The 22,309-nt window shown below is 70.1% G+C and carries 21 protein-coding genes; 9 read left to right on the forward strand and 12 right to left on the reverse strand.

All coding sequences use genetic code 11. From position 1 onward, the window contains the following. Positions 1-221: 221 nt before the first annotated feature. Positions 222-593 carry an NADH-quinone oxidoreductase subunit A gene (locus ID574_RS09850; RefSeq protein WP_188188514.1) on the reverse strand — a complete coding sequence of 124 codons (372 nt, stop codon included), beginning with the start codon at positions 591-593 and terminating at the stop codon, positions 222-224. A 131-nt stretch (positions 594-724) separates the two neighbouring features. Between ID574_RS09850 and ID574_RS09855 the strand changes: the two genes are divergently transcribed. From ID574_RS09855 to ID574_RS09880, 7 genes are all read left to right on the forward strand, one after another. Next, positions 725-2,188: a polysaccharide deacetylase family protein gene (locus ID574_RS09855; protein ID WP_188188515.1), complete on the forward strand. Its 1,464-nt coding sequence runs from the start codon at positions 725-727 to the stop codon at positions 2,186-2,188. A 38-nt stretch (positions 2,189-2,226) separates the two neighbouring features. Then, positions 2,227-2,319: a putative leader peptide gene (locus ID574_RS62725; RefSeq protein ID WP_367804195.1), complete on the forward strand. Its 93-nt coding sequence runs from the start codon at positions 2,227-2,229 to the stop codon at positions 2,317-2,319. A gap of 124 nt (positions 2,320-2,443) precedes the next feature. After that, positions 2,444-4,288 carry a 2-oxoacid:acceptor oxidoreductase subunit alpha gene (locus tag ID574_RS09860; protein WP_188188516.1) on the forward strand — a complete coding sequence of 615 codons (1,845 nt, stop codon included), beginning with the start codon at positions 2,444-2,446 and terminating at the stop codon, positions 4,286-4,288. Then, positions 4,281-5,327 (forward strand): 2-oxoacid:ferredoxin oxidoreductase subunit beta, encoded by a 1,047-nt coding sequence (locus ID574_RS09865; RefSeq protein WP_188188517.1) that lies wholly within the window; start codon positions 4,281-4,283, stop codon positions 5,325-5,327. Before ID574_RS09860 ends, ID574_RS09865 begins: the two co-directional genes overlap by 8 nt. A gap of 323 nt (positions 5,328-5,650) precedes the next feature. Then, entirely contained in the window at positions 5,651-5,845 is a 195-nt protein-coding gene (locus ID574_RS09870; protein WP_188188518.1) for a hypothetical protein, read from the forward strand. Then, positions 5,842-6,786: an NAD-dependent epimerase/dehydratase family protein gene (locus ID574_RS09875; RefSeq protein ID WP_188188519.1), complete on the forward strand. Its 945-nt coding sequence runs from the start codon at positions 5,842-5,844 to the stop codon at positions 6,784-6,786. The genes ID574_RS09870 and ID574_RS09875 overlap by 4 nt, the downstream gene beginning before the upstream one ends. Before the next feature lies 1 nt (position 6,787). Beyond that, complete coding sequence (locus tag ID574_RS09880; protein WP_188188520.1) at positions 6,788-7,699, forward strand: glycosyltransferase family 2 protein; 912 nt, start codon at positions 6,788-6,790, stop codon at positions 7,697-7,699. Positions 7,700-7,702: 3 nt separating this feature from the next. On the opposite strand, the gene ID574_RS09885 is transcribed toward ID574_RS09880, so the two are convergent. Genes ID574_RS09885 through ID574_RS09895 form a run of 3 tightly spaced genes read right to left on the reverse strand, consistent with a single transcriptional unit; the run spans position 7,703 to position 11,905 of the window. Continuing rightward, positions 7,703-9,061 carry a hypothetical protein gene (locus ID574_RS09885; RefSeq protein ID WP_188188521.1) on the reverse strand — a complete coding sequence of 453 codons (1,359 nt, stop codon included), beginning with the start codon at positions 9,059-9,061 and terminating at the stop codon, positions 7,703-7,705. A gap of 9 nt (positions 9,062-9,070) precedes the next feature. Continuing rightward, complete coding sequence (locus ID574_RS09890) at positions 9,071-11,125, reverse strand: glycosyltransferase (RefSeq protein WP_188188522.1); 2,055 nt, start codon at positions 11,123-11,125, stop codon at positions 9,071-9,073. Positions 11,126-11,128: 3 nt separating this feature from the next. Then, the gene (locus ID574_RS09895; RefSeq protein ID WP_223166549.1) at positions 11,129-11,905 is read right to left on the reverse strand and encodes a WecB/TagA/CpsF family glycosyltransferase; all 777 of its coding nucleotides are present in this window, start codon (positions 11,903-11,905) and stop codon (positions 11,129-11,131) included. A 172-nt stretch (positions 11,906-12,077) separates the two neighbouring features. Between ID574_RS09895 and ID574_RS09900 the strand changes: the two genes are divergently transcribed. Further along, complete coding sequence (locus tag ID574_RS09900; RefSeq protein ID WP_188188523.1) at positions 12,078-12,629, forward strand: dTDP-4-dehydrorhamnose 3,5-epimerase family protein; 552 nt, start codon at positions 12,078-12,080, stop codon at positions 12,627-12,629. On the opposite strand, the gene ID574_RS09905 is transcribed toward ID574_RS09900, so the two are convergent. Continuing rightward, a complete protein-coding gene (locus tag ID574_RS09905) occupies positions 12,565-13,977 on the reverse strand; it encodes an O-antigen ligase family protein (protein ID WP_223166550.1) in 1,413 nt (470 codons plus the stop codon). The genes ID574_RS09900 and ID574_RS09905 overlap by 65 nt on opposite strands. Positions 13,978-13,980: 3 nt before the next feature. Further along, complete coding sequence (locus tag ID574_RS09910; protein ID WP_188188524.1) at positions 13,981-14,715, reverse strand: hypothetical protein; 735 nt, start codon at positions 14,713-14,715, stop codon at positions 13,981-13,983. 144 nt (positions 14,716-14,859) lie between these two features. Between ID574_RS09910 and ID574_RS09915 the strand changes: the two genes are divergently transcribed. After that, positions 14,860-15,732 carry a DUF6492 family protein gene (locus tag ID574_RS09915; protein WP_188188525.1) on the forward strand — a complete coding sequence of 291 codons (873 nt, stop codon included), beginning with the start codon at positions 14,860-14,862 and terminating at the stop codon, positions 15,730-15,732. On the opposite strand, the gene ID574_RS09920 is transcribed toward ID574_RS09915, so the two are convergent. From ID574_RS09920 to ID574_RS09945, 6 genes are all read right to left on the reverse strand, one after another. Then, complete coding sequence (locus ID574_RS09920; protein WP_188188526.1) at positions 15,711-16,682, reverse strand: hypothetical protein; 972 nt, start codon at positions 16,680-16,682, stop codon at positions 15,711-15,713. The genes ID574_RS09915 and ID574_RS09920 overlap by 22 nt on opposite strands. Positions 16,683-16,746: 64 nt before the next feature. Then, on the reverse strand, positions 16,747-17,622 hold the full coding sequence (locus tag ID574_RS09925) for a glycosyltransferase (protein ID WP_188188527.1): 876 nt from the start codon (positions 17,620-17,622) through the stop codon (positions 16,747-16,749). After that, positions 17,609-19,060: an oligosaccharide flippase family protein gene (locus tag ID574_RS09930; protein ID WP_188188528.1), complete on the reverse strand. Its 1,452-nt coding sequence runs from the start codon at positions 19,058-19,060 to the stop codon at positions 17,609-17,611. Before ID574_RS09930 ends, ID574_RS09925 begins: the two co-directional genes overlap by 14 nt. Before the next feature lie 10 nt (positions 19,061-19,070). Continuing rightward, positions 19,071-20,027 carry a hypothetical protein gene (locus ID574_RS09935; protein ID WP_188189486.1) on the reverse strand — a complete coding sequence of 319 codons (957 nt, stop codon included), beginning with the start codon at positions 20,025-20,027 and terminating at the stop codon, positions 19,071-19,073. Then, a complete protein-coding gene (locus ID574_RS09940; RefSeq protein WP_223166551.1) occupies positions 20,027-21,289 on the reverse strand; it encodes a DUF4910 domain-containing protein in 1,263 nt (420 codons plus the stop codon). Before ID574_RS09940 ends, ID574_RS09935 begins: the two co-directional genes overlap by 1 nt. Beyond that, a complete protein-coding gene (locus tag ID574_RS09945; RefSeq protein WP_188188529.1) occupies positions 21,286-22,305 on the reverse strand; it encodes an NAD-dependent epimerase/dehydratase family protein in 1,020 nt (339 codons plus the stop codon). The genes ID574_RS09940 and ID574_RS09945 overlap by 4 nt, the downstream gene beginning before the upstream one ends. Between the last annotated feature and the right edge of the window lie 4 nt (positions 22,306-22,309).

The following is a 22,309-nucleotide window of genomic DNA, read 5'->3' on the forward strand; positions in this document are numbered from 1 at the left end:
GTAAGGCAGTGCAGCCAGGCCAGCCCCAGTCGGTGTGGCTTGGACCAGGGGTGCGTCCGGCGAAGAAGGGCAGGGCGGGGATGAAGAAGGGCAGGGCGGGGATGCGGTCCGGTGGGACGTGGCAGGACGAATGATGCGGTCCGGTGGACGCTGTAGGACGAATACGGTCCAGTGGGACATGGCCGGTTGGCCGGTCGCGAGGCAGAGGGCCGTACGGAGGGCTAGGTCCAGGTGAGGACGCGCTTGCGCCAGGCGTACACGATGCCCAGGGCGATGAACCCCAAGAACACGAACATCTCCACCAGCGTGCTCATCCCATAGCCGGGAGCGTCGAAAACGGTGGCCCAGGGGAACAGGAAGACGGCGTCCACCGCGAACACGACATACAGGTACGTGAACACGTAGTACCGGACCTGCGACTGCGCCCACCCCTCGCCCACCGGGTCGACCCCGCACTCGTACGTCGTCAGCTTCTCCGGAGTGGGACGGCTGGGGCGGAGGAGGCGGTTGGCCATGAGGGCCCCGGCCACGATGGCGACGCCGATGGCGAGCAGTGCGGCGACCAGCACGTACGACCCGAAATAGCCGTCCATGACGCGATCGTAACCCAGCCGCCCCCGCGAACCCATGCCGTCGAGTCCCAAACCAGGGGTCGGTCAAAAGCTCACACACCATCCCCCCAAATCGGAGTAAACAGAAAGATCAACCACATAACCTGACAGACATGCCCAAACCGCGATTCTTTTCCGGAATCGCTCTGCTGGCCCTCTTGGCCGGAGGATGCGGCCTGGCCGGCGCCTCCCCTGAGCGGGACGTGGTGGTTCCGGCAGAGCCGACGTTGATCGACTTTGTCGACCCGGCGACCGTCACCGGCCTGTCCACCAGGACGCTCACCGAAGGGAATTCCTCCACTAGCGTCCGATACGCCTACATCAAGTACCCGGAGCTCGCCGACGCGCCCGCGCTCAACCGGGCGCTGGCCGAACAGGCGCGACGGCAGCTGCGGGACTTCCGCGAGCGCACCCGGAGGCGCGGCGTCCGCCCGCGTCCCGAGCTGAACGTGGACTGGCAGCTCGCCGCCGCCTCCTCCCAAGCGATCGCGGTACGGCTGCGCACCGGTGAGTTCCTCGGGGCGGGCTGGGGCAATTCCACACGGACGCTCTGGTTCGATCCGCGCGAGGGCAAGGCGGTCGGGTCCACGGAGTTGCTGAACGGGCCGGAGGCACTTCCACGGCTGGCGGCGCTGGTGAGGGAGCAGCTCGAGGGGCGCGGCGCGCAGGTCGAGCAGGACGTGGTGACGGGCGGCGGCGACGAGTTCGACTCGATGGCGTTCAACCACAGCGGAGACCTGGTGGTCGAGTTCGACGACTGCCAGATCGGGCCGTGCCCGCTGGGGCGGATCGCCGTGGCGGTGCCGGCGGGACAGGTGGCGCCGCTGCTGTCCGCATTCGGACGGCGCGCCCAGGAGGGCGTCCAGGGCGATGACGTGAGCGGCCCGTTCCCCCACGTGCCCGCGCACAGCCCCGCCGCGGCCAGCAACAAGGCGGGGACCGTGGACTGCGCCAAGGTCAAGTGCGTCGCGCTGACGTTCGAGGACGGGCCTGGGCCGCACACCGGCAGGCTGCTCGACGTCCTGCGGAAGGAGCGGGCGCGGGCGACGTTCTTCACGGTCGGCAGCAGCGCCGCTGCCCAGCCGGAGCTGCTGCGCAGAATGAGCTCGGAAGGTCATCTGGTCGGAAACCACAGCTGGGCGCACCGGGACCTGTCGAAGCAGCCGACCAGCAGAATCGCCGACGAGCTCGGGCGCACCGAGGCCGCGGTGGCGGCGGCGATTGGGCAGTCGCCGACGCTGGTGCGGCCGCCGTACGGGGCCGTGAGCCGGGATCTGTACGACGTCGCGCGCACGATGGGCTTCGCGTTGGTCACCTGGGACGTGGATTCCAGGGACTTAGAGGGTGGGAAAGGGGCGGACATCGCTGCCCGGACCGTGCGCGAGACGCATCCAGGTGCGATCATTCTGATGCACGACATTCATCGGGAAACCGTTGACGCTGTTCCGGACATCCTCAAAAGGTTGCGCGGGAAGGGATACAGCTTCGTCACCGTTCCAGAGTTGTACGGTCCTGCACACATGCAGGCCGGACACCTTTACAGGTCAGGAGCGAGCCGTCCCGTAAGCAGCCCCTGACGTAGCGCACGTGTTGGGGGGACGTATAGTTGGCGCTCGTGACCCGAACCGTCCTGTTCGCCCGCCTGCATGTAGACCTCTGCAGGCTCGCGTCCGGGCTGTGTCGTCGTTGTTCTCCGACCTCACCCTGAGAATTCCGACCGCGTATACCCGCTTACGGCGGGGTGCAAACGCGTGACCTTCCGAGGATCTAGCATGGATACAGAGAACGCGCCCAACGCAACCGCGCCTAGGCGCGTCGAGGAGGACTGAGCTGTGACGAAGCAGGTCCAGCAACTCGACCGCGTGATCATCAGGTTCGCTGGGGACTCCGGCGACGGCATGCAGCTCACCGGCGACCGTTTCACGGCGGGCACGGCGGAGTTCGGCAACGACCTTTCGACGTTGCCCAACTTCCCGGCTGAGATCCGCGCGCCCGCAGGCACCCTGCCCGGCGTCTCGAGCTTCCAGCTCCACTTCGCCGACCACGACATCCTCACGCCCGGCGACGCGCCGAACGTGCTCGTGGCGATGAACCCGGCGGCGCTCAAGGCCAACCTGGGCGACCTGCCGCGTGGCTCGGACATCATCGCCAACACCGATGAGTTCACCAAGCGCAACCTGCAGAAGGTCGGCTACGACGCCAACCCGCTGGAGGACGACTCGCTGCGCGAGTGGCGGGTCCACGCGGTGCCGCTGACCTCGCTCACCGTCAAGGCCCTCGAAGGCTTCGACCTGTCCAAGAAGGACGCCGAGCGGTCGAAGAACATGTTCGCCCTCGGCTTGCTCAGCTGGCTCTACCACCGGCCGACCGATCACACGATCAAGTTCCTCGAGCAGAAGTTCGCCAAGAAGCCCGAGATCGCCAAGGCGAACATCGCGGCCTTCCAGGCGGGGTGGAACTACGGCGAGACCACCGAGTCGTTCTCGGTGTCGTACGAGGTCAAGCCGGCGCGGCTGGCGCCCGGCGTCTATCGCAATATTTCCGGTAACCAGGCCCTCGCCTACGGCCTGATCGCCGCCGGCGTGCAGTCCAAGTTGCCGCTGTTCCTGGGGTCCTATCCGATCACCCCGGCCAGCGACATCCTGCACGAGCTCAGCAAGCACAAGCAGTTCGGCGTGCGCACCTTCCAGGCGGAGGACGAGATCGCGGGCGTCGGCGCGGCGCTCGGGGCCGCGTTCGGCGGCGCGCTCGGCGTCACCACCACCTCGGGTCCCGGCGTGGCGCTGAAGTCCGAGACGATCGGCCTGGCGGTCACCACCGAGCTGCCGCTGATCATCGTGGACGTGCAGCGGGCCGGGCCGAGCACCGGCATGCCGACCAAGACCGAGCAGACCGACCTGCTGATGGCGATGTACGGCCGCAACGGCGAGTCCCCTGTGCCGATCGTGGCGCCGATGTCGCCGAGCGACTGCTTCGACGCGGCCATCGAGGCGGCCAGGATCGCGGTGAAGTACCGCACTCCGGTCATGCTGCTCTCGGACGGCTACCTGGCCAACGGCTCGGAGCCGTGGCGCCTGCCCGAAATTTCCGACTTGCCGGACATTTCCCAAGAATTTACGACCGCCCCGAACGGCGAGGACGGCCAGTTCCTGCCCTTCAAGCGGGACACCGAGACCCTGGCCCGTCCGTGGGCCATCCCCGGCACGCCGGGCCTGGAGCACCGGATCGGCGGCATCGAGAAGGCCGACGGCACCGGCAACATCTCCTACGACCCGGACAACCACGACCTGATGGTCCGCACCCGGGCCGCCAAGATCGCCGGCATCGACGTGCCCGACCTCGAGGTCGACGACCCCGACGGCGACGCCAAGGTGCTCGTGATCGGCTGGGGCTCGACGTACGGGCCGATCGCCGCGGCCGTGCGGCGGATCAGGAGGGTCGGCGGCAAGGTCGCCCAGGCCCACTTCCGCCACCTCAACCCGCTGCCGGCCAACACCGGCGAGGTGCTCAAGCGCTACGACAAGGTGCTGCTGCCCGAGATCAACCTCGGCCAGCTCGCGCTGCTGCTGCGCGCCCGCTACCTCGTCGACGTGATCAGCTACAACCGTGTGCGCGGGCTCCCGTTCAAGGCCGAGGAGCTGGCCGGAGTCATCCAGGACGTGATCGACAGTGACTGAGCTCGTTAACGGGAAGGGCCTGTCGCTCGTTCCCAAGACCGACGTCAAGCAGACCCTGAAGGACTTCAAGTCCGACCAGGAGGTCCGCTGGTGCCCCGGCTGCGGTGACTACGCGATCCTGGCCGCGGTGCAGAGCTTCCTGCCCGAGCTGGGGCTCAAGCGCGAGAACATCGTGTTCGTGTCGGGCATCGGCTGCTCGTCGCGGTTCCCGTACTACCTCAACACGTACGGGTTCCATTCGATCCACGGCCGCGCGCCCGCCATCGCGACCGGGCTGGCGGCCTCCCGCCCCGACCTGAGCGTCTGGGTGATCACCGGTGACGGCGACGCGCTGTCGATCGGTGGCAACCACCTGATCCACGCCCTGCGCCGCAACGTCAACCTCAACATCCTGCTGTTCAACAACAGGATCTACGGTCTGACCAAGGGGCAATACTCGCCCACGTCGGAGGTCGGCAAGATCACCAAGTCGACGCCGATGGGGTCGCTGGACAAGCCGTTCAACCCGATCTCGCTGGCCATCGGCGCCGAGGCGTCGTTCGTGGCCCGCACCATCGACTCCGACCGCAAGCACCTGCAGTCGGTGCTGCGTGAGGCGACCGCGCACCGCGGCACGTCGCTGGTGGAGATCTACCAGAACTGCAACATCTTCAACGACAACGCCTTCGAGCCGCTCAAGGACCCGGGGGTGCGCGACGACATCACGTTGCGGCTGGAGCACGGCCAGCCCATCGTGAGCGCCTCCAAGGCCGTCGTACGGGCCGCCAACGGCGGCATCAAGGTGGTGGCCCGCGACAGCGTGAGCGAGGGCGAGATCCTCGTGCACGACGCGCACAGCCCCGACCCGTCGATCGCCTTCGCGCTGAGCAGGCTGGACGAGCCGGCGTTCGAGCACGTGCCGATCGGCGTCTTCCGCAGCGTGGACCGGCCGACGTACGACGGGCGCATGGCCGAGCAGCTGGAGGAGGCCGCGGCGCAGAAGGGCCCCGGCGACCTGAGCGAGCTGCTCATGGGCGGGGACACCTGGCGCATCAACTGACCGCCGATTCCAGCACGCCGAAGCACCGGACGCCGCCCCCTCGCGGGGCGGCGTCCGCCGTGTAACGGCCCCTAGTCATAGCGGGATACCCCAGTGACGGGGGACGGGGGTGCTGATGCGCACGCGAAGCTCGATCATCACCATGGACGTACCCGGCCTGCGTGCCGAGTTCTTCGTGCCGGCCGGGCGGTTCGGCGAGCGGGGCCGCCTCGACGAGGGCGACGTGCGCGAGCTGGCGAGAGCGGGCATGCGCGTGGGCTCCTACGACAGGCAGGAGGGCGTGACCTGCGCCTACACCACAGCCCCGCCCCGAGGCGAGGCGCATGGTGAGGGTGTCCCTCGTCAGCGCGCACGAACTCGACGCGGCGGAGCTCTCCGCCTGGCACACGTTCCAGGGGCAGGACCTGCTGCTGCGTAATCCGCGCCGCAGCGGGACCGTCCGCGGGGCGGCCGTGGTTCAGAACGTGGCGAACGGCGGCCGGGCCGTGCCGGCACCATCAGAAGAGGAGCACTCATGACGTGGAAGGGCAGGCGGGCCCTGGTGACGGGGGCCTCGGGCTTCATCGGCGGGCACCTCGCCGCACGCCTGGCCGCGCTGGAGGCCGACGTCCACGCGGTGAGCCGCAGGGCTCAGGCCGCCGGGGCCGTGAGCCGCAGGGCTCACGCCGCCGGCGGGGGTGACGGCGGCACGGTCCACTGGCATCAGGCCGACCTACGCGATCAGCAGGCCACGGCCGAGCTGCTCGCCGAGGTCTCCCCCGACGTCGTCTTCCACCTGGCCAGCGAGGTCAACGGTGCCAGGGACCCGGAGATGGTCCCGGTCACGCTCGCCGGCAACCTCCAGACCACGGTCAACCTGCTGACGGCCGCCGTGCGCCACGAATGCCGCATGGTGCTGGCCGGCTCGATCGAGGAGCCCCGGCCGGGCAACGGGCACGCCGCCGCGCCGTCGCCGTACGCGATGGCCAAGAGCGCCGCGTCGGGCTACGCCGATCTGTACCGCCAGCTGTGGGGGCTGCCGTGCACGATCCTGCGGCCTTCCATGGTGTACGGGCCCGCCCAGCCCGACACGACCAAGCTGGTGCCGTACGTGACGCTGGCGCTCCTGCGCGGCGAGGAGCCGCGCCTGACCAGCGGCGCCAAGGTGGCCGACTGGGTGTACGTCGACGACGTGGTGGCGGCCTTCGTCTCCGCCGCCGTCGACGACCGGGCCATCGGGCAGTCCTTCGACGTGGGCACCGGGGTCAAGACCTCGGTACGCGAGCTCGTCGAGCTGCTCTACGGCATCGCGGGCGCCGCCGCGCGGCCCTCCTTCGGCGCCGTGGCCGACCGGCCGCTGGACATTCCGCAGGTGGCCGACGTCGGCCCGGCTTTCGACCTGATCGGCTGGCGTCCCACCGTGGAGCTGACGGACGGCTTGCGGCGCACGGTCGCCTGGTACGCCAGGAAGGCGGCGTAACGTGCGCATCGCCGCGGTGATCGTCACCTACAACAGTGCCGAGGTGCTGAAAGACTGCCTCGACTCGCTTCCCGAGGCGGCCACAGGGGTGGAGCTCGTCGCGGTCGTGGTGGCGGACAACGCCTCGCACGACGCCGGCCCGGCCATCGCCAGGGAGGCCGCCAGGGCGGCCGACGGCCTGCCCCTGACCGTGGTCGACCTGGGAAGGAACGCCGGTTACGCCGCGGGCGTCAACGCCGGTCTCGACACGCTCGGCCTCGACACGCTCGACGCCGTCTACGTGCTCAACCCGGACTGCCGGCTGCGTCCGGGCTCGATCGCGCCGCTGGCCGAGGCGCTGCGCCCGGCCGGGCGCGGCATCGCGGTGCCCAAGATGGTCCACCCCGACGGCTCGCTCCAGCCGTCGCTGCGGCGGACGCCCACGCTGGGCAGGGCGGTCGCGGAGGCGCTGCTGGGCGGCACGGTGGCGGGGCGGCTGTGGCGGCTCGGGGAGACGGTCACCGACCCGCGTGCGTACGAACGCCCGGCCCCGTACGCCTGGGCCACGGGGGCGGCGATGCTGATCTCGGTGCCCGCGCTGCGCGCGGTCGGCCGGTGGGACGAGTCGTTCTTCCTCTACAGCGAGGAGACCGAGTATTGCCTGCGCGCCGCCGACCTGGGGTGGGCGACCTGGTACGAGCCCCGCTCGGTGATCGAGCACATCGGCGGCGCCGGCTACACGGACCCCGCCCTCGCCGCGCTGCTGGCCGTCAACAAGGTCAAGCTGTTCAGGCGGCGCAGGGGCAGGCTCGCCGGCGCCGCCTACCACGTGGTCCAGCTGCTCGGGCAGGCACTGCGCGCGTTGTCGGGACGCGCCATCGCCCGGTCCTGCTTCGCCGCGCTGCTGCGCCCCGGCCGGGTGAACGTGCCATGAGGCTCACAGGGGGATCTTGTAGATGTGGTAGGAGTATTCGGCCTCGAAGGAGTCGGTGAAACGTCCTGACCCGTCGATGGGGACCGTCCGCCCCTCGAAGAGCACCTCCGCCTTGTCGGCCTCGACCCCGGCGGGCAGGGTCAGCTGGTGGCTGCCCGGCTTGGCGTCGCGGTCGAGCATGGTGAAGACGTAGAGGGCGTCGTCGTGGACCTTCAGCATGGTGTCGAGCCCGTCGCCGAACCTGTGCGTGTAGGACTGGCTGTTGAGCACGGGGGCGAGCTGGGTGATCCGCTTGTTCAGCTCGACGACCATCGGCCTCGTCCTGTCGCCGCAGCGCTCTCTCAGCACGTGTTGCGACTGGCACGGGCCGCCGAAGTTGTGGTTGAAGTAGATGATCCCGCGGGCTTCGTGGATGAGTGAGCTCATCACGGCGCCGGCCAGCTCCTGTGGTTCGATCGCGCGCTTGTCGTCGACGCCGGGCCAGCCCACCTCCACGATCGCGTAGACCGGCTGCAGCCGTCCGTCGAGGGAGTCGAGCCTGCGCAGCTTCTCCACGACCATGCCGTAGTTGGCCGATCGCCGGCACTGCTCCAGGGGCACGTTGATGTAGTTCTTGGCGTCCTGGCAGATGCCCTCACTGGTGTACCAGTAGACGTCGGCCGAGATGATGTCGGTGTAGTCGTTGACGAACCTGCGTGCCTCCCGGTCGTTCTGCCAAATGATGACGCCTTTGCCGTAGTTGGCGTAGTGGGGGCGGCCGTCCTTGGGCAGCCGGCCCTTCTGCTCCTTCATCACGGTGTAGCCGCAACTCTGGCCCTCGGGGACGCAGAGAGGCCCCTCGCCGGGGTGGTTGCCCGTCCATTTCGCATCGCCGGGACCCGCCCACATGTCGGCCTCGTCGTCGATCACCCAGCCGACGGTCTCGTCGCCGTGGCCGTCCAGCGGCTTGTCGGTCAGCGCCCACATGCCGCTGTCCCGGACGCGCTCCGCCCTGCTGGTGCTGGTCAGGCCCAGGTAAGTGTTCAGGCCCAGTGCCTTGTCACCGGCGGCGTCGCCGGGCTCGACGACCGACTCCAGCCAGACGCCGATGGGGAAGAACGAGGGATCGGTCCAGCGCGCGGCCGTCGCGTCGAAGCGGCCGTAGTAGGCGGGGCCTCCCTCCCACGGCACCTTGGGCAGCGCCTCCAGCGACGTGCCCTGGGACGGCGTGGCGGGCTGTGCCGTCGTGCCGGCCTGCGGCGGCGTCTCGCCTGCAGAGGGATCCTGCCGCCCCGTCTCGCGGGGATAGAAGTAGATCAACGCCAGGACGAGAACGAGGATCACCACGCCGAACACGGATAAAGGGGGCAGCTTCCTCCCCATCGGCTCTCCTCAACCTCTGTCTGACGGCGCTTCGGCCATGGCCATGAGCTCGGCGGCGCGAGAGGACCACGACGCGCCGAGCACGGACTCGCGCAGCGCCTGAGGCTCCCGCGGCCCGCCGTCGTCCAACGTCGAGCGGATGGTCGCGATGAATGCGGCGGGATCGGTGGCGACCCTTACGCGATCAGTATAGTTCGCGAGCTCCGCGAAATCCGTGCTCACCACGGGGAGGCCGAGCGCCAGATATTCCTTGAGCTTGATCGGGTTCGCGTGCCGGATCCACGAGTTGTCCAGCCACGGCATGATCGCCACGTCGAATCCGGACCCGTACGCCGGTATGTCGTCGTAGGGGCGGAAGCCCAGCCAGTGGACGTTCGGATATTTGGTGAGCCGCTCCATCGGCACAGTGGCGTCCCCGATGAGCACGAGCGAGACGTCGGGCATGTCCCCGGCGATCCGCTCCAGCAGGTCGAAGTCCACCAGGTAGTCGTCGAGGGCGCCGAAGAAGCCCACGCGCGGCCCGGGAATGTCCGCCAGGTCGGCGGGCAGCCGGTCCCGCTTGGTGAAGTGCTCCAGGTCGACGCCGTGGTCGAGGAAATGCGCGCGGTCCCCGGTCCGGTCGCGCTCCTCGGCCATCAGGGCTCGGCTGACGTAGAGGACATGGTCGGCGCCGCGCAGCAGCGCGTCCTCCAGCTTCTCGATCGTCTCGGTGTCCGACTCGGGGAACGCCGAGTGCCTGTCCGACCGGTTGAACACCAGCGCCCGCCTGCGCATCGGCCGCACCACGTCCCAGGCCGTGGGGATCGTCGTGACGATCACGGGTGCGGTCAGCCCGAGCGCCCGGCACACGGCCCGTACCTGGGCGCGCACCAGCACGGCGTTGACCCGCCGTAACAGGGGCGAGCCGTAGAAGGGCAGCGGCAGCGGCGACATCACGTAGAAGCCGGGCGACGGCCTGCGGACGAACTTGGCCACGCTGCGCAGCTTGCGGGCGATGCGCCTGAGCACCTGCGTCGATTTGCCGGGCGTCGGCATGCGCATGCCGATGCTGTTGACCACCAGCACCTTTCTGTGCTCGGCCACCGAGCGCATGAGCTGGAAGTCGGAGTGCGCCCGGTTGTGGTACCACCAGTCCTGCGCGGAGAAGCAGACGTAGCCGGGCGGCTCCGGCCTGCGCGGCCACCGCGGCATGGTGAGCAGGGCGCGCAGCGCATGCCGGTGCCGGTGGCCGGAGGCGCGCCCTTTGGCCAGCGCGCGCAGACCTTCGTTGAGCATCACCGCCGCGCGCATGGCCAGGCCCCTGAGCCTTCCGTGACGCTCGCGGTGCAGCCGGACCCGGTTGGTCGCCGACAACGCCCACAACATGGCCGACGACGTCTGTTCACCGCCGAGGTGCACGGCCCGCGCCCGCGGCTGGTAGCGGACGGCGAAGCCGCGTTCCCCGGCCCGCAGCATGTACTCGGTCTCCTCCGAATACAGGAAGTACCGCTCCTCCAGCGGGCCCAGCGCCTCCAGGCAGGCGCGGGCGACCAGCCACGCGGCGCCCGTGGCCCAGTCGGCCGTCCCCTCGCGGGCGTAGGCGGACCGGTCCACCACCAGCTCTCCGAGAGGGGCGAACCGGCCGGCCCGCTCGCCGCCGAGCACGGCCTCCCCGATCGCCCTGAGCACGGTGGGGCGCCTGCGCAGGGACCAGGACAGGGCGCCGTCCTCGTCGGTCAGCTCCGGCACGGCGATCCCGGTCCCCGGCACGGCCAGCGTCTCCCGCAGCCGGGCCACGGCGTCGATGTCCAGCCGGATGTCCGGGTTGAGCACCAGTACGTCGCAGCCCGGCGCCGCGGCGATGCCCGCGTTCACCCCGGCCGCGAACCCGCTGTTACGTTCCAACCGGATGATCTCCGTGCCCGGGTCCACGCGCTCCACCATCTCGACCGTGTCGTCGGCCGAGGCGTTGTCGACCACGATGACCCGCGCGGGGCCCTGGTCCCGCAGGGCCAGGCGGACGGACTTCAGGCAGTCCGCGACCACCTCTCTGCTGTGGTACGTGACGATCACTACCGCAAGCATCGTTCACCTCTCCCGCAGGCGGATGCGCAGGCCCTGGGCGAGCAGGCGCAGAGCGAAGGGCGCGTCGTGGACCAGGTAGCGGCGGGCCAGGCGGCGCGGTTCGAGCGCGAGCCTGTGCAGCCACTCGCCGCCGCTGCGCTGCAGGAGCGCCGGGGCGCGGCTGAACTGCCCGGCGGCCATCGGGATGCCCGCTCCGCACCCCAGGTGCCAGGCGCCCGGCAGCTCCGCGCGCAGCAGTGCGATCATCCGTTCCTGCTTGGGGAAGCCGAGGCCCACGAGCACGAGGTCGGGCGCCGCGGCGCTCACGCGTTCGACGACCTTCCGCAGCCGCCCGGGATCGGCGTCGAATCCGTACGGAGGCGAGTACGCGCCCGCCACCCGCAACCCCGGGTACCGCTCCGCCAGCACGCGCCCCGCGGCCTCCGGCACGCCCTCGTCGCCGCCGACCAGGTACACCGAGCGGCCCTCCGCCGCGGCCCGCTCCGACAGCGTGAAGACGAGGGAGGCGCCGGTCACGCGCTCCTTGATGGCGGCGCCCGCCAGCCGGCCCGCCCACACCACGGGCATGCCGTCGGCCACCACCACCTCGGCCTGGGCGACCAGTGCGGCGAGCTGGGGGTCACGGGTGGCCGCGCGGACGATGTCGACGTTGGCTGTCACGATCCAACCGCCCCGCCGGGACCGCCATCCGGCCGCCACCGTGTCGGCCAGCCCCGCCTCCGTGATCACCATGACGTCGATCGCGCCGACCCGCACCCGGGCCGGCATGGCCGAGGGCACGAAATGACCTGCGGAAATACGATCGCCCCCCCGCGTCCGCTGCCGGCCTCGATGCCGCGGCACCATCCCATAATCGGGGGATATTGGCGGGTTGTTACGGCCGCCGAGGTTAACAGTGAAGGACACCGAGAAAACGCCGTTTTTGAGGGCTCGTCATGAAATATATGGGGGCATGAGAGTAGAGCCTGGCGCCCTCGACGGAGTGCTGCTGTTCATCCCGTCCCCTCACCGCGACGACCGCGGGCTGTTCACCCGGACCTTCGACGCCGACGTCGCCAGGCAGGCGGGCCTGACGCCCGAGGACTTCATCCAGGACAGCCAGTCCAGGTCACGCCGCGGCGTCATCCGCGGGCTGCACGGCCGCGCGGGACGGGGCGAGGCCAAGCTCGTCAGATGCGCCCGCGGCGCCCTGTACGACGTCCTCGTGGACGCCAGGCCGGACTCGCCCACGTTCGGCAAGACGATGGCGGTGACGCTGGACGACGAGAGCTTCGTCACGCTCTACGTCCCGCCGGGGCTGCTCCACGGCTTCCAGGCGCTCACCGACCCCGCCGACACCTGCTACCGCATCGATCGGGCGCACGATCCCGCCGAGGATCTGGCGGTCCGCTACGACGACCCCGATCTGGGAGTGGCGTGGCCGCTGCCCGCCGCCGGGATCAGCGAGCGCGACCTGGCGGCTGGCTCGTGGGCCGAGCTGCGCCGTCGGCTGGGCGCGGGGTGATCCGATCGGCCTGGGCGGCCCGCAACAGGGCGCCTGCCGCGCCGACCAGGACGAACGCCAGCCCGGTCGCGGTCGCGAACGAGATCAGGTCGAAGGTGAACGACCCGACGAGCGGCACGACCAGGCAGGCGGCGAGAGTGAGGCCGAGATCGCGGACGCCCGGGTCGGCGCTGAGGTATCTGGACTTGAGCGCCGAGTAGAAGGCCACCACGAACAGCGCGGCGAAGGTCACCACGCCGACCAGCCCGGTCTCCACCATGGACAGGATGTACTGGTTGTCGAAGATCTGATGCTTGGGCGCGTACCAGGTGCCGGGCCCGCGGCCGAGCCAGAAGTGCTGGGCGATCTCTCGGGTGGCGACCGCGTAGTCGTGCGTCCTGTACTGGATGCTGGGGTCGTGCCCCAGGTTGACGAACAGCCCGAAAATGGCGTTGATCAGGCCGGGCGCGACCACCCTGATGACCACCAGGAACACCGCGGCCACGATCAGCGCCTGCACGCGGCGCCGTCCCGGCCACCCCGCGAACAACACCAGGCCGACCATCGCCAGGCTCAGCATGGCCGAGCGCGAGACCGAGAACATCAGCCCGAGCCCCACCAGCAGCGTGCACACCCACCAGCGCAGCGCGGGCTCGCCCCGCATGCGGGCCTTCGTGGCCAGGTGCACGCCCAGCGGAAGGATCATGGCGCAGGTGACGCCGAACTCGATGGGGTGCCCTGTGGTGGCGGCCACCCTGCGCAACTCCCCGCGCTCCAGGACGAAGACGGCATCGTCGCTGGTGTAACGGAGGATCGGCAGCTCCAGGTACCGCGTCAGGTCGAGGGCGAACAGGAACTGGAACGCTCCGATCACCCCGATCACCGCTCCGCAGACCACGATCGTCTTGAGCAGGAAGTCCAGGCGGCGGAACCCGCGGACCCCGTCGCAGACCGTGAGCCCGATGCCGACCGAGGCGATCATCAGCACGAAGGCGTGGTCGGCCATGTCCAGCTCGTCGGCTTCGAGGTAACCGGCGGTGGCGAAGCCGTAGGTGGCCACCATGGCGGTGAAATAGGCGAACAACGCCGTGCGTACGGGCGTGCGTCCTTTGGCCGCCCCCAGCGTGAGGGTGAGCTGCGCCAGCAGCCAGAGCAACGCCGCGCCCAGGCTCACCACATTGGCCGGGGTGAGCGAGAGCGGCAGCAGCCTGAGCACCAGTTGCGCCGGAACGATCAGCAGCGCCACGGTGAAGACGGCCGCGATCGTCGCGCCGTCCACGCGACCCGGCAAGGGCGGAGCGCCGGGCAGGACGCCGGGCGAGATGCTCCGTGAGGCGCCGGACGCGACGCCGGGCGGGTTGGCGGCCACCGGTTACGACCCCTGCTCCACCGTGGCCAGCTCCTCGGGCATCGGCTCGGCGTCCCGCGGCCGCCCGCGCTCTGCCCTGCGCGCCCGGTAGGCCCGCAGCGGGCCCGCGAGGTTGTCGGCGACGAAGGCGGCGCACAGCGCGCCGATCGTCCCCAGGCCGAGCGCGGCCGCCGCCGCGCGCGACTTCCCGCCGCGCTGCGGCATCGGCTTGCTCGGCGGCACGGCCTCTCTGATCGTGATGTACGTCTCGGCAGGCGCCTGCACCTGACGCTGGCGCAGGTCCAGCTCCTGCTCGATCCGGTCGATGACCTTCAGCGCGATGGCGGTGGCCGCCTCGGGCCGCGTGCTCTCACCCTCGACGAACACCAGCGGGCCCGTGGCCAGGGACTCCAGGTTGTTGGTGCCGTTGGTGACCGCGTAGGCCGGGTCGCCGTCGACCTCGACGCCCATCTCGGCCACCATGTCGGGCGTGCTCATGGCGTTGATCAGCATCGAGGCCGCCACGCTCAGCCCGTGGTCGAAGTTCAGCAGCGGATTCACCCTGCTGATGGGCGCCTTCGGGTCGCCCGGCTTGACCCCGCCGCTGGTGGGTGTGGTCAGGACGAGCACCGCCGACGTGGTGTACGTGGTCGGGATCGTGGAGTAGGCGACGAACGCCCCGCCCACGGCCAGCAGGAAGGCCGGCACCACGACGTACCACCGCCGGATCAGGACGAGAACGGTCCCCCAGAAATCCACGCGCCCTCCACCTTTTGCCCACCTCATACATGTCGCGCGGACGGGGGTGGAGCGTTACACAAATGCCTGTAACACCACCCAGACCATGACGATAAGGAGGCAGAAGGCGCATCTCGCCGCGCGGGGGAACTGGAGATCATCTTCATGAGTTCTTTGGCCGTCGTCACGCCCACGTACGGACCCGACGCCGAACTCTTCGCCCACCTGCACCGCTCCGTGCTGGAGTTCACCTCCGACGACACCGTGCACCACGTGGTCGTGCCGCCGTCGGACCGCGCGTTGTTCGCCGGCTACGCGGGGCCGCGGTGCCGGCTCTGGACCTACCCGGAGATCCTGCCGCGGCGCGTCTTCCGGCTGCCGGGCGTGGCGATGTGGGTCAACGCGCTGCGCCCGTGGCCGCCGCTGCGTGGCTGGATCATGCAGCAGGCCGCGAAGATGGCCGTCACGGCGCGGCTGGACGCGAAGGTGGTCCTGGTGGCCGACTCCGACGTGGTCCTGGTCCGCCCGGTCTCCCCTGACCTGTTCGTCCGAGACGGCCGGGTGTGCCTGTACCGGCTCGACGACGGCGTGCACGAGGGCATGCCCGACCACGTCACCTGGCACACGGTCGCCCGCGAGCTGCTCGGCCTGCCCGCGTCGGCCACGCTGCCGCTGCCGGACTACGTCAGCTCGCTGGCGTGCTGGGATCCGGCCGTCGTCAGGGGCATGCGGCAGCGGATCGCCGAGGTCACCGGCCGTCCCTGGCTCGATGCCTTCACCTCTTACCTGCAGGTCTCGGAGTTCATCTGCTACGGCGTGTACGTGGACGAGCTGCTGGAGACCCCGGCCCCGATCAACAACACGCTCTGCCATTTCATGTGGGACACCACCCCGCTGGACCAGGCCGGCGCCCTCGCCTTCGCCGACCGTCTGCCGCCCGAGGCCGTGGGCATGATGATCTCCGCCAAGTCCCGCACCCCGATGGCGGCCAGGACGGCCGCCATCCGCCGCTGCGCTCAGGTGGTGGAGTCCGGCTGATCGTCCTCCGGTTTGATCGCCGGGAAGGTCTGGGTGTCCGCGTCCCCCAGCTCAGCCGTGTCGGGCGCGAACTCCGTGAGAGCGCCCACCTGCGGCTTTGAGCCGTTGCCCACGACCGCCTCGGCCGGCTCTTCGGCGGGCTTGCGCACCGGTCCGTGCCCGAACTTGACGAGACTTCCCTCCATGGGGTCCGCGAAGGCGTCGGGCGCGACCTCCATGACCAGCGCCGGCTCGGCCGCGCGTTCCGGTGTCGCCTCCGCCTCGGGCTCGGGCGCGTTCTCCGGCTCGGCGGAGCCACCGCGAGACTGCCGTAGCCGCTGGTAACCGTAGGCCAGCCCGAACCCGGCGACCAGTGCGGACAGCCCACCGCCCGCCGCGGCCATCAGCTTGCCCTGGATCTCGGGCTTGGGCACGGAGGCAGGCATCACGTCGAGGATGCCGATGTGCGTGCTGATGGGCGCTCCCAGAGCCGTCTGCCAGTTGGCCAGCTCCACCCGCACCCGGCGCTGCGCCTTGGCCATGACGTCCCGGACCACGTCGGCGGAGGTGCTCTCCACCTCCAGATAGATGAAGGGCCCGTTGGTGCTGATGCTCAGCAGGTCGGGATTGGTACGGCCGTCGTTGATCGTCAGCGTCGTGGGCCCGTCCTCGGTCACGCCGAGTTCGGCGGCCACGTCTTCGGTGTTCGTGGACAGGATGAGAATGCCCGCCGTGGTCCGCAGCGCGTCGCTGAACTGCAGCAGCGGGTTGGTGAGCCCGGGTTTGCGCTGCGGCTCGGTCTCCAGCGTTCCGCCGGTGGCCGGCACGGTGAGAACCATGGACGCCGTGGACACGTAGCTGCTCGGCATCAGGAAATATCCCGCCAGAGCGAGCCCGATCGTGGCCAATGCGATGGGCGGTCCGACGAGCTTTTTCCTGGCCAGACCGAAAATAGTCTTCCAGAAACGCACTATATTCCGCCCCCGTCAGCGTTGTACCGGTACAAACAGGAAATCGCGCTGATCATTGGACTTGTTACACCAGGCGGGCCATGGACAAAAGCTTGCGGCTCCGGTGCGCCACCGTACGACGCTGGCGACGCGCGTACATGCGCAGCACGGCGCTCCGCGCCCGGCGGCGCTGGGCCGGCGTCAGCTCCGCGTCCGCCACCCACCGCAGCAGCTCGCGCAGCTGCAGCGTGTTGGCCATGCGGGCCTGCCAGGACGGCACATCGAGCCTGCGGGCCACGCCGGCGATCCGCTCGATCCGCGTGTTGCGGTGCGCCAGCACCTCGGGCACGTGCGCCCATGGCCCGGCCAGCGCCAGCTTGGCCGCATAGATCTCGTCCTCGCGCAGCATGTTCCGTCGCGGGATCTCGGTCGCGGGGCCGCGCCGCAGCAGGCCGTAGAGCGGGTCCATCAGCAGCGGGCTCTCGTTGAGCAGCCGCAGCATCTCGCCGAAGCGCTCGACCGGATCGTCCGAGCCCAGACCCGTGCCCTCGTACGCGCTGGTCCTGGTCACCCCGTCCGGCCCGGTGTAGGCGACCTGGGTGGTGACCAGGATGATCCGTTCGTCGGCCGCGAAGGCCGCCATGGCCCGCGAGAGGCAGGCCGGGTCCAGACGGTCGTCATCGCCGATCCAGCGCACGAACGCGCCGCGGGAGATCCGCGCGGCGTGCATGAAGTTGTTGAGCAGGCCGACGTTGTGCGGGTGCCGGTGGTAGACGATCCTGCGGTCGCCGGCCGCCAGGTCTCTGCACAGCTCCTCGGTGCCGTCCGTGGAGGCGTTGTCCGAGATGATCAGTTCCAGGTGCCCGTAGTCCTGCGCGAGCACCGATCGGACCACGGGCTCCAGCCGGTCGGCGCCGTTGCGTACCGGCAGGGCGATCGACACCAGTTCAGACTCGGCCATGAGCCCTCCCACCCATCAGTCGTCTCAGTGCCACCGGCGGCGTGGCGAACAGCGCGAACACGAGCAGACCCGAACCGCCGACGGCGAGGAGCTCGAGCAGCGGATCGCCCTCGAACGCTCCGGTGAACAGCACCATGAACAGTCCGGCCGCCACCGTCGCCAGCGCGGGACGCACGAGTCCGGGGATCACCGGCTTGATCCGCACGCCCTGCCGGTGCAGCAGCAGGATGCTCAGGGGCAGCGCGACGAAGACGGCCACGGCCGCGTGGCCGATGGCCGCGCCCCGGATGCCGCCGAAGTGCGCCCCGGCCATGAGCGCGGGCAACAGCGTGACCGCCCAGCCGAGGTTGAGCCAGACCGTGCTCTTGGTCGCGCCGATGGAGATGAGAATGTCCGTGACCAGGAAGGACGTGACCATGCGCACGACCATGAGGACGGCCAGGAAGCGCAGCACTCCCGCCGCCGCGTCCCAGCGGGGCTCGTAGAGGAAGGCGACGAGCGGGTGCGCGAGCGTGGCCATGACCAGCGCCGCCGGCATCACGAAGGTCACGAGCAGCGGAACGGATCGCCGCACGCCTTCCGACAGCGAGTCGCCGTCCTCGGCCAGGCGCGAGAAGCTGGGCAGGGAGACGTAGCGCAGCGCCGTGCCGATCAGCCCGGGCACCCAGCTCGAGACGTTGAAAGCGAGCAGGTAGTAGCCGAGCTGCTCCTTGCCGAGTATCGCGCCCACGACGATGAAACTGGAGTTCATCAGCACGGCCTCCAGGCCGAAGCCGGCGGCGGACGGCAGGCCGAAGCGCAGCAGCCGCCCGGCGACGGCCCGGTCGTAGCCGAACTCGAAGGGCATCTTGGCCAGGGCGAGCACGATGGCGCCCGTGGCGACCGCCGCGGCCACCTGTCCCCACGCGAAGCTGTAGGCGCCCGCGCCGCCCGCGGCCAGCGAGATGGCCAGGGTGGCGTTGACGGCGAAGCCCGCGAGGTTGGCGATGGCCAGCTTGTCCTGCGCGAATTCGCGCATCAGCGCGGCGCTGCGTACCGCGGTCACGGCCTCGACGAGGATGACCGCCGTGAGCAGCCGCACCACCCCGGTCGCCTCCTCGCTGCCGGCCAGGGCGGAGAAATAGGGTGCTCCCACCCAGAACACCGCGTAGAGGCCGGTGGCGAAGCCGAACGCGAGCACCGTGGCGGTGGGCGAGATCTCCTCGAGCCTGCCTCGCCACTGGATGACGGCGGCCATGACGCCCGCGTCCTTGACGACCATGACGAACTGCGTCGCCGCCAGGGCGACCGCGTATATGCCGAAGTCCTCGGGCGCGAGGAGGCGCGCGAGGACCAGACTCATCACGAAGGAGGCCGCCTTGGTCACGGTGTTCCCGAGGAGGCTCCATCGCAGTCCACGGCCGGCCTTGCGGCCGATGGATTCGACGTTGTCGTTCATTCCCGCCTTTTCATACGACCCGTTCCAGCCAGATCTCCCGCCAGAACGGCACGAACTCGCGTGGGCAGTTGAGGCTGTGCACCCCCTCGCAGACGACCTCCTCAAGCACGATGCACGGGTTCTTCATGTGGAGCATCCGCCCGGTCTTCTCGTCGATGCACCTCTCGACCCTGGCCTGCACCCGCGCCGTCTTCCCGCAGTAGCGCGCCATCTCCTCCTCGAAGCCCATGCCGCGGTTGAGCAGGTCGGCGTTGAGCGTGCCGAGGATCTCCTCCTTGGGCCTGACCCTCACCAGCTCGCCCGGGCGCAGGTCGAGGTTCTGCGCGGGCGTCGTTCCCGCCACGCGGCCCTTGAGGAAGCCCCACGGCAGCCCGTCCTTGAGCCACAGCCACCGGGGCAGCACGCGCTTGGACAGGTGCTGCAGCCGGTTGAACAGCCCGATGGCGATGCCCTGCAGGGTCTTGAGCGGTCCCGCGTTGCCTGAGCGCACGTCCGTGACGTATTGCGTGACGTCCTTGAAGGGCAGGCAGGCCGGCGCCGCCCGCAGCAGCTCGGTGGCCTGGCAGGAGAAACGTTCCTCGCCGCCCTCCCCCGGTGGCTTGCGCGTGTTGGCCTCGAGGAGCGGCAGCAGCCGCTCGCCCTGGCGGGCCGGTGCGGGCGCCGCGTCCGGGCGCTTGATCCAGGCTTCCTTCCAGTACATGGAGCAGGCCGTCTGGCAGCCGCCGTGGGCGGACCCGTCACAGCGGGCGCCCGTCAGGTGGACGGCGCGCTCCATCTTGCGCAGCCCGGTGCGCGTCTGGGTGTCGCACAGTTTGTGCGCCACTTTGTGCACGGTGATCCGCCGGCCGCAGTAGGCCAGCATTTCGGGCATGAACGGGAGCCCGTCGAGCTCGCCCCGCTCGTCCAGCGTGGCGCGGATCTCGGCTTCCGTACGTACTTCCACCAGGTCTCCGACCCTGAAGTGCATCACGCCAGCTCCTTCACCAGTCCGGCATCCTGCAGTGCCCTGGCCGCCTCCTCCACGGCCGTGAACGGGAGTTCCGCGCGCTGGGCGATGTCGAGCAGGCTGTGCTCCCCGTCGGACAGGTTCAACACCCATAACATCGCCATCTGCGCCTGTTTCGTGTCGCTCCGCCCGCCGAGTGAGCCGTACAGGCCGCGCCGGCCGAGTTGCGGCTCCCCGTAGGGGCTGAGGTTGAGCAAGGTGCGATCGCCCTCCAGCACCCTGGTGGCCTGCCAGAGGGTCTCCAGCGTGTCGGCCAGGGCGGCAGAGGTGACGAAATCCGGGTTGTCCCCTGAGGTGTGATATTCCGGATATCCGGCGTACGGCGTCCTGGTCAGGCTGCCGACCGGCAGGTTGAAGCCTGGCGAGCAGAACTGCCGCTCGTCGTAGCCGTACGGAGAGAAGTCCACGATCGTGTGCGGCCGGTCGCGCAGCACGAGGGCCATCGCCCGGTCGATGGGGGTGTCGCCGCGCCTGCTGCGCTTGTACGTCAGCGCGCCCCGATCGCCCGCGCAGGCCAGCGTGAGTCCGTGCTTGATCCGGCCAGTGCGCTCCCGGTTGCGCGCCAGCCACGTGATGGCCCCGATCGTGCCCGGCGCGAACAGGAACCGGTAGGTGTGGCGCGGCCTGTCCAGCCGCCCGGCCAGCGCGGTCGCCACGGCGATCCCCGCCAGGTTGTCGTTGGCCAGCGACGGATGGCAGACGTGGCAGGAGATGAGCACCTCGTCGTCGGTGCGCCCCGGCACCACGTGCTCGGCGTAGGTCAGGTGCCCGTCGGCCAGCGTCGAGTCGATCACCACCTCGTACGGCCCCTCGACCATCCCGTCGAGCGTGTTCTGGCTCAGGCAGAACCCCCACGTCTCGGCGTAGTACGAGGTCCGGTACGGCACCAGGTCCGGCTGCTCGGGCAGCGTGTGCAGATGCGGCCGCAGCTCCTCCAGCGTCATGGTGGCCGACACCGGCACGCTGTAGCCCACGACGTGCAGGTTCGAGCGCCGGAAGTCCACCACCCGCTCCCCGGACGGGTCCTTGACGTAGGCGTCGCGGATGTTCCACTCCTTGGGCACCGTCCAGTCGAGCACCGGGGTCCCGGTCGGCACCTCGTGGACCTCCAGCTCCAGGTGGTCGCCGACGACGTCCAGCGTGGCGCGCACGCCGTCGCCCGTGATGGAGCGGCACAGCGGGTAGAGCCGCTCCACCAGGGCGTGCATCTCCTCGCCGGTCACGTCCGCAGGTCCTCGGCGACCGTGCCGGCCTCACGGCGGCCGGCCAGCCAGGCCAGCCTGGTGAACCGCTGCCGGAAGTCGTCCGCCGTCAGCCTGTGGCTCCGGTAGGCGTCGGCCAGCTCGACGACGCCCGCCTTGACCGTCCACCGGGCGTGGAAGCCGGGCAGCGCCTCGCGGATCCGCGTGAACGAGACCCGGTACGAGCGCGGGTCCGCGCCGGTCTCGCCGGTGATCACCAGCCGCGAGCCGGGCACCGCCTCCACGACGTGCTCGGCGATCTCGGCCACCGTCAGGTTGTTCTGCTCGCCGCCCACGTTGAACGCCTTGGCGTGCACGGCCTCGCGCGGCGCCGTGAGCGTGGCCAGGAAGGCGCCGGCGATGTCGGCCGCGTGCACAAGAGGCCGCCACGGGGTGCCGTCCGACAGCACGCGGACCTCCCCCGTCAGGTGGGCGTGCCCGACGAGGTTGTTGAGGACGATGTCGGCCCGCAGCCGCGGCGAGAAGCCGAACGCGGTCGCGTTGCGCAGGAACACCGGAGTGAAGTCGGCGTCGGCCAGCTCCAGCAGATCGTCCTCGACCCGGACCTTCGACTCGGCGTAGGGGGTCACGGGGCGCAGCGGGGCGTCCTCGTCGAGCAGGTCGTCGCCGCCGGCGGCGCCGTACACCGAGCACGTGGAGGCGTACAGGAAGCGGCGCACGCCCGCCTCGCGCGCCAGCCTGGCCAGCCGCACCGAGGCGTGGTGGTTGATGTCGTAGGTCAGCTCGGGCGCCAGCGCGCCCAGGGGGTCGTTGGAGAGCGCCGCCAGGTGGATCACCGCGTCGACGCCCTCCAGGTGCTCGGGCCCGACGTCACGCAGGTCGACGCGGTGGCCGGGCGGGTCGTCCGGCGCCGGGCCGAGCACGCAGGCGGCGAACAGCCCGGAGTCCAGGCCGACCACCTCGTGGCCCGCCTCGGCCAGCACGGGGGCCATGACGGTGCCGAGATAGCCCTGGTGCCCGGTGAGCAAGACGCGCATGTCG

Origin of the sequence: Nonomuraea sp. SYSU D8015 (assembly GCF_008065375.1) — a bacterium.
GTDB lineage: Bacteria > Actinomycetota > Actinomycetes > Streptosporangiales > Streptosporangiaceae > Nonomuraea.

Coding starts and splice junctions, on each gene's coding strand:
- ID574_RS09850 (WP_188188514.1), bottom strand. CDS start 593: ATGGACGGCTATTTCGGGTCGTACGTGCTGGTCGCCGCACTGCTCGCC.
- ID574_RS09855 (WP_188188515.1), top strand. CDS start 725: ATGCCCAAACCGCGATTCTTTTCCGGAATCGCTCTGCTGGCCCTCTTG.
- ID574_RS09870 (WP_188188518.1), top strand. CDS start 5,651: ATGGTGAGGGTGTCCCTCGTCAGCGCGCACGAACTCGACGCGGCGGAG.
- ID574_RS09875 (WP_188188519.1), top strand. CDS start 5,842: ATGACGTGGAAGGGCAGGCGGGCCCTGGTGACGGGGGCCTCGGGCTTC.
- ID574_RS09885 (WP_188188521.1), bottom strand. CDS start 9,061: ATGGGGAGGAAGCTGCCCCCTTTATCCGTGTTCGGCGTGGTGATCCTC.
- ID574_RS09890 (WP_188188522.1), bottom strand. CDS start 11,125: ATGCTTGCGGTAGTGATCGTCACGTACCACAGCAGAGAGGTGGTCGCG.
- ID574_RS09900 (WP_188188523.1), top strand. CDS start 12,078: ATGAGAGTAGAGCCTGGCGCCCTCGACGGAGTGCTGCTGTTCATCCCG.
- ID574_RS09915 (WP_188188525.1), top strand. CDS start 14,860: ATGAGTTCTTTGGCCGTCGTCACGCCCACGTACGGACCCGACGCCGAA.
- ID574_RS09925 (WP_188188527.1), bottom strand. CDS start 17,622: ATGGCCGAGTCTGAACTGGTGTCGATCGCCCTGCCGGTACGCAACGGC.
- ID574_RS09930 (WP_188188528.1), bottom strand. CDS start 19,060: ATGAACGACAACGTCGAATCCATCGGCCGCAAGGCCGGCCGTGGACTG.
- ID574_RS09935 (WP_188189486.1), bottom strand. CDS start 20,027: ATGCACTTCAGGGTCGGAGACCTGGTGGAAGTACGTACGGAAGCCGAG.
- ID574_RS09945 (WP_188188529.1), bottom strand. CDS start 22,305: ATGCGCGTCTTGCTCACCGGGCACCAGGGCTATCTCGGCACCGTCATG.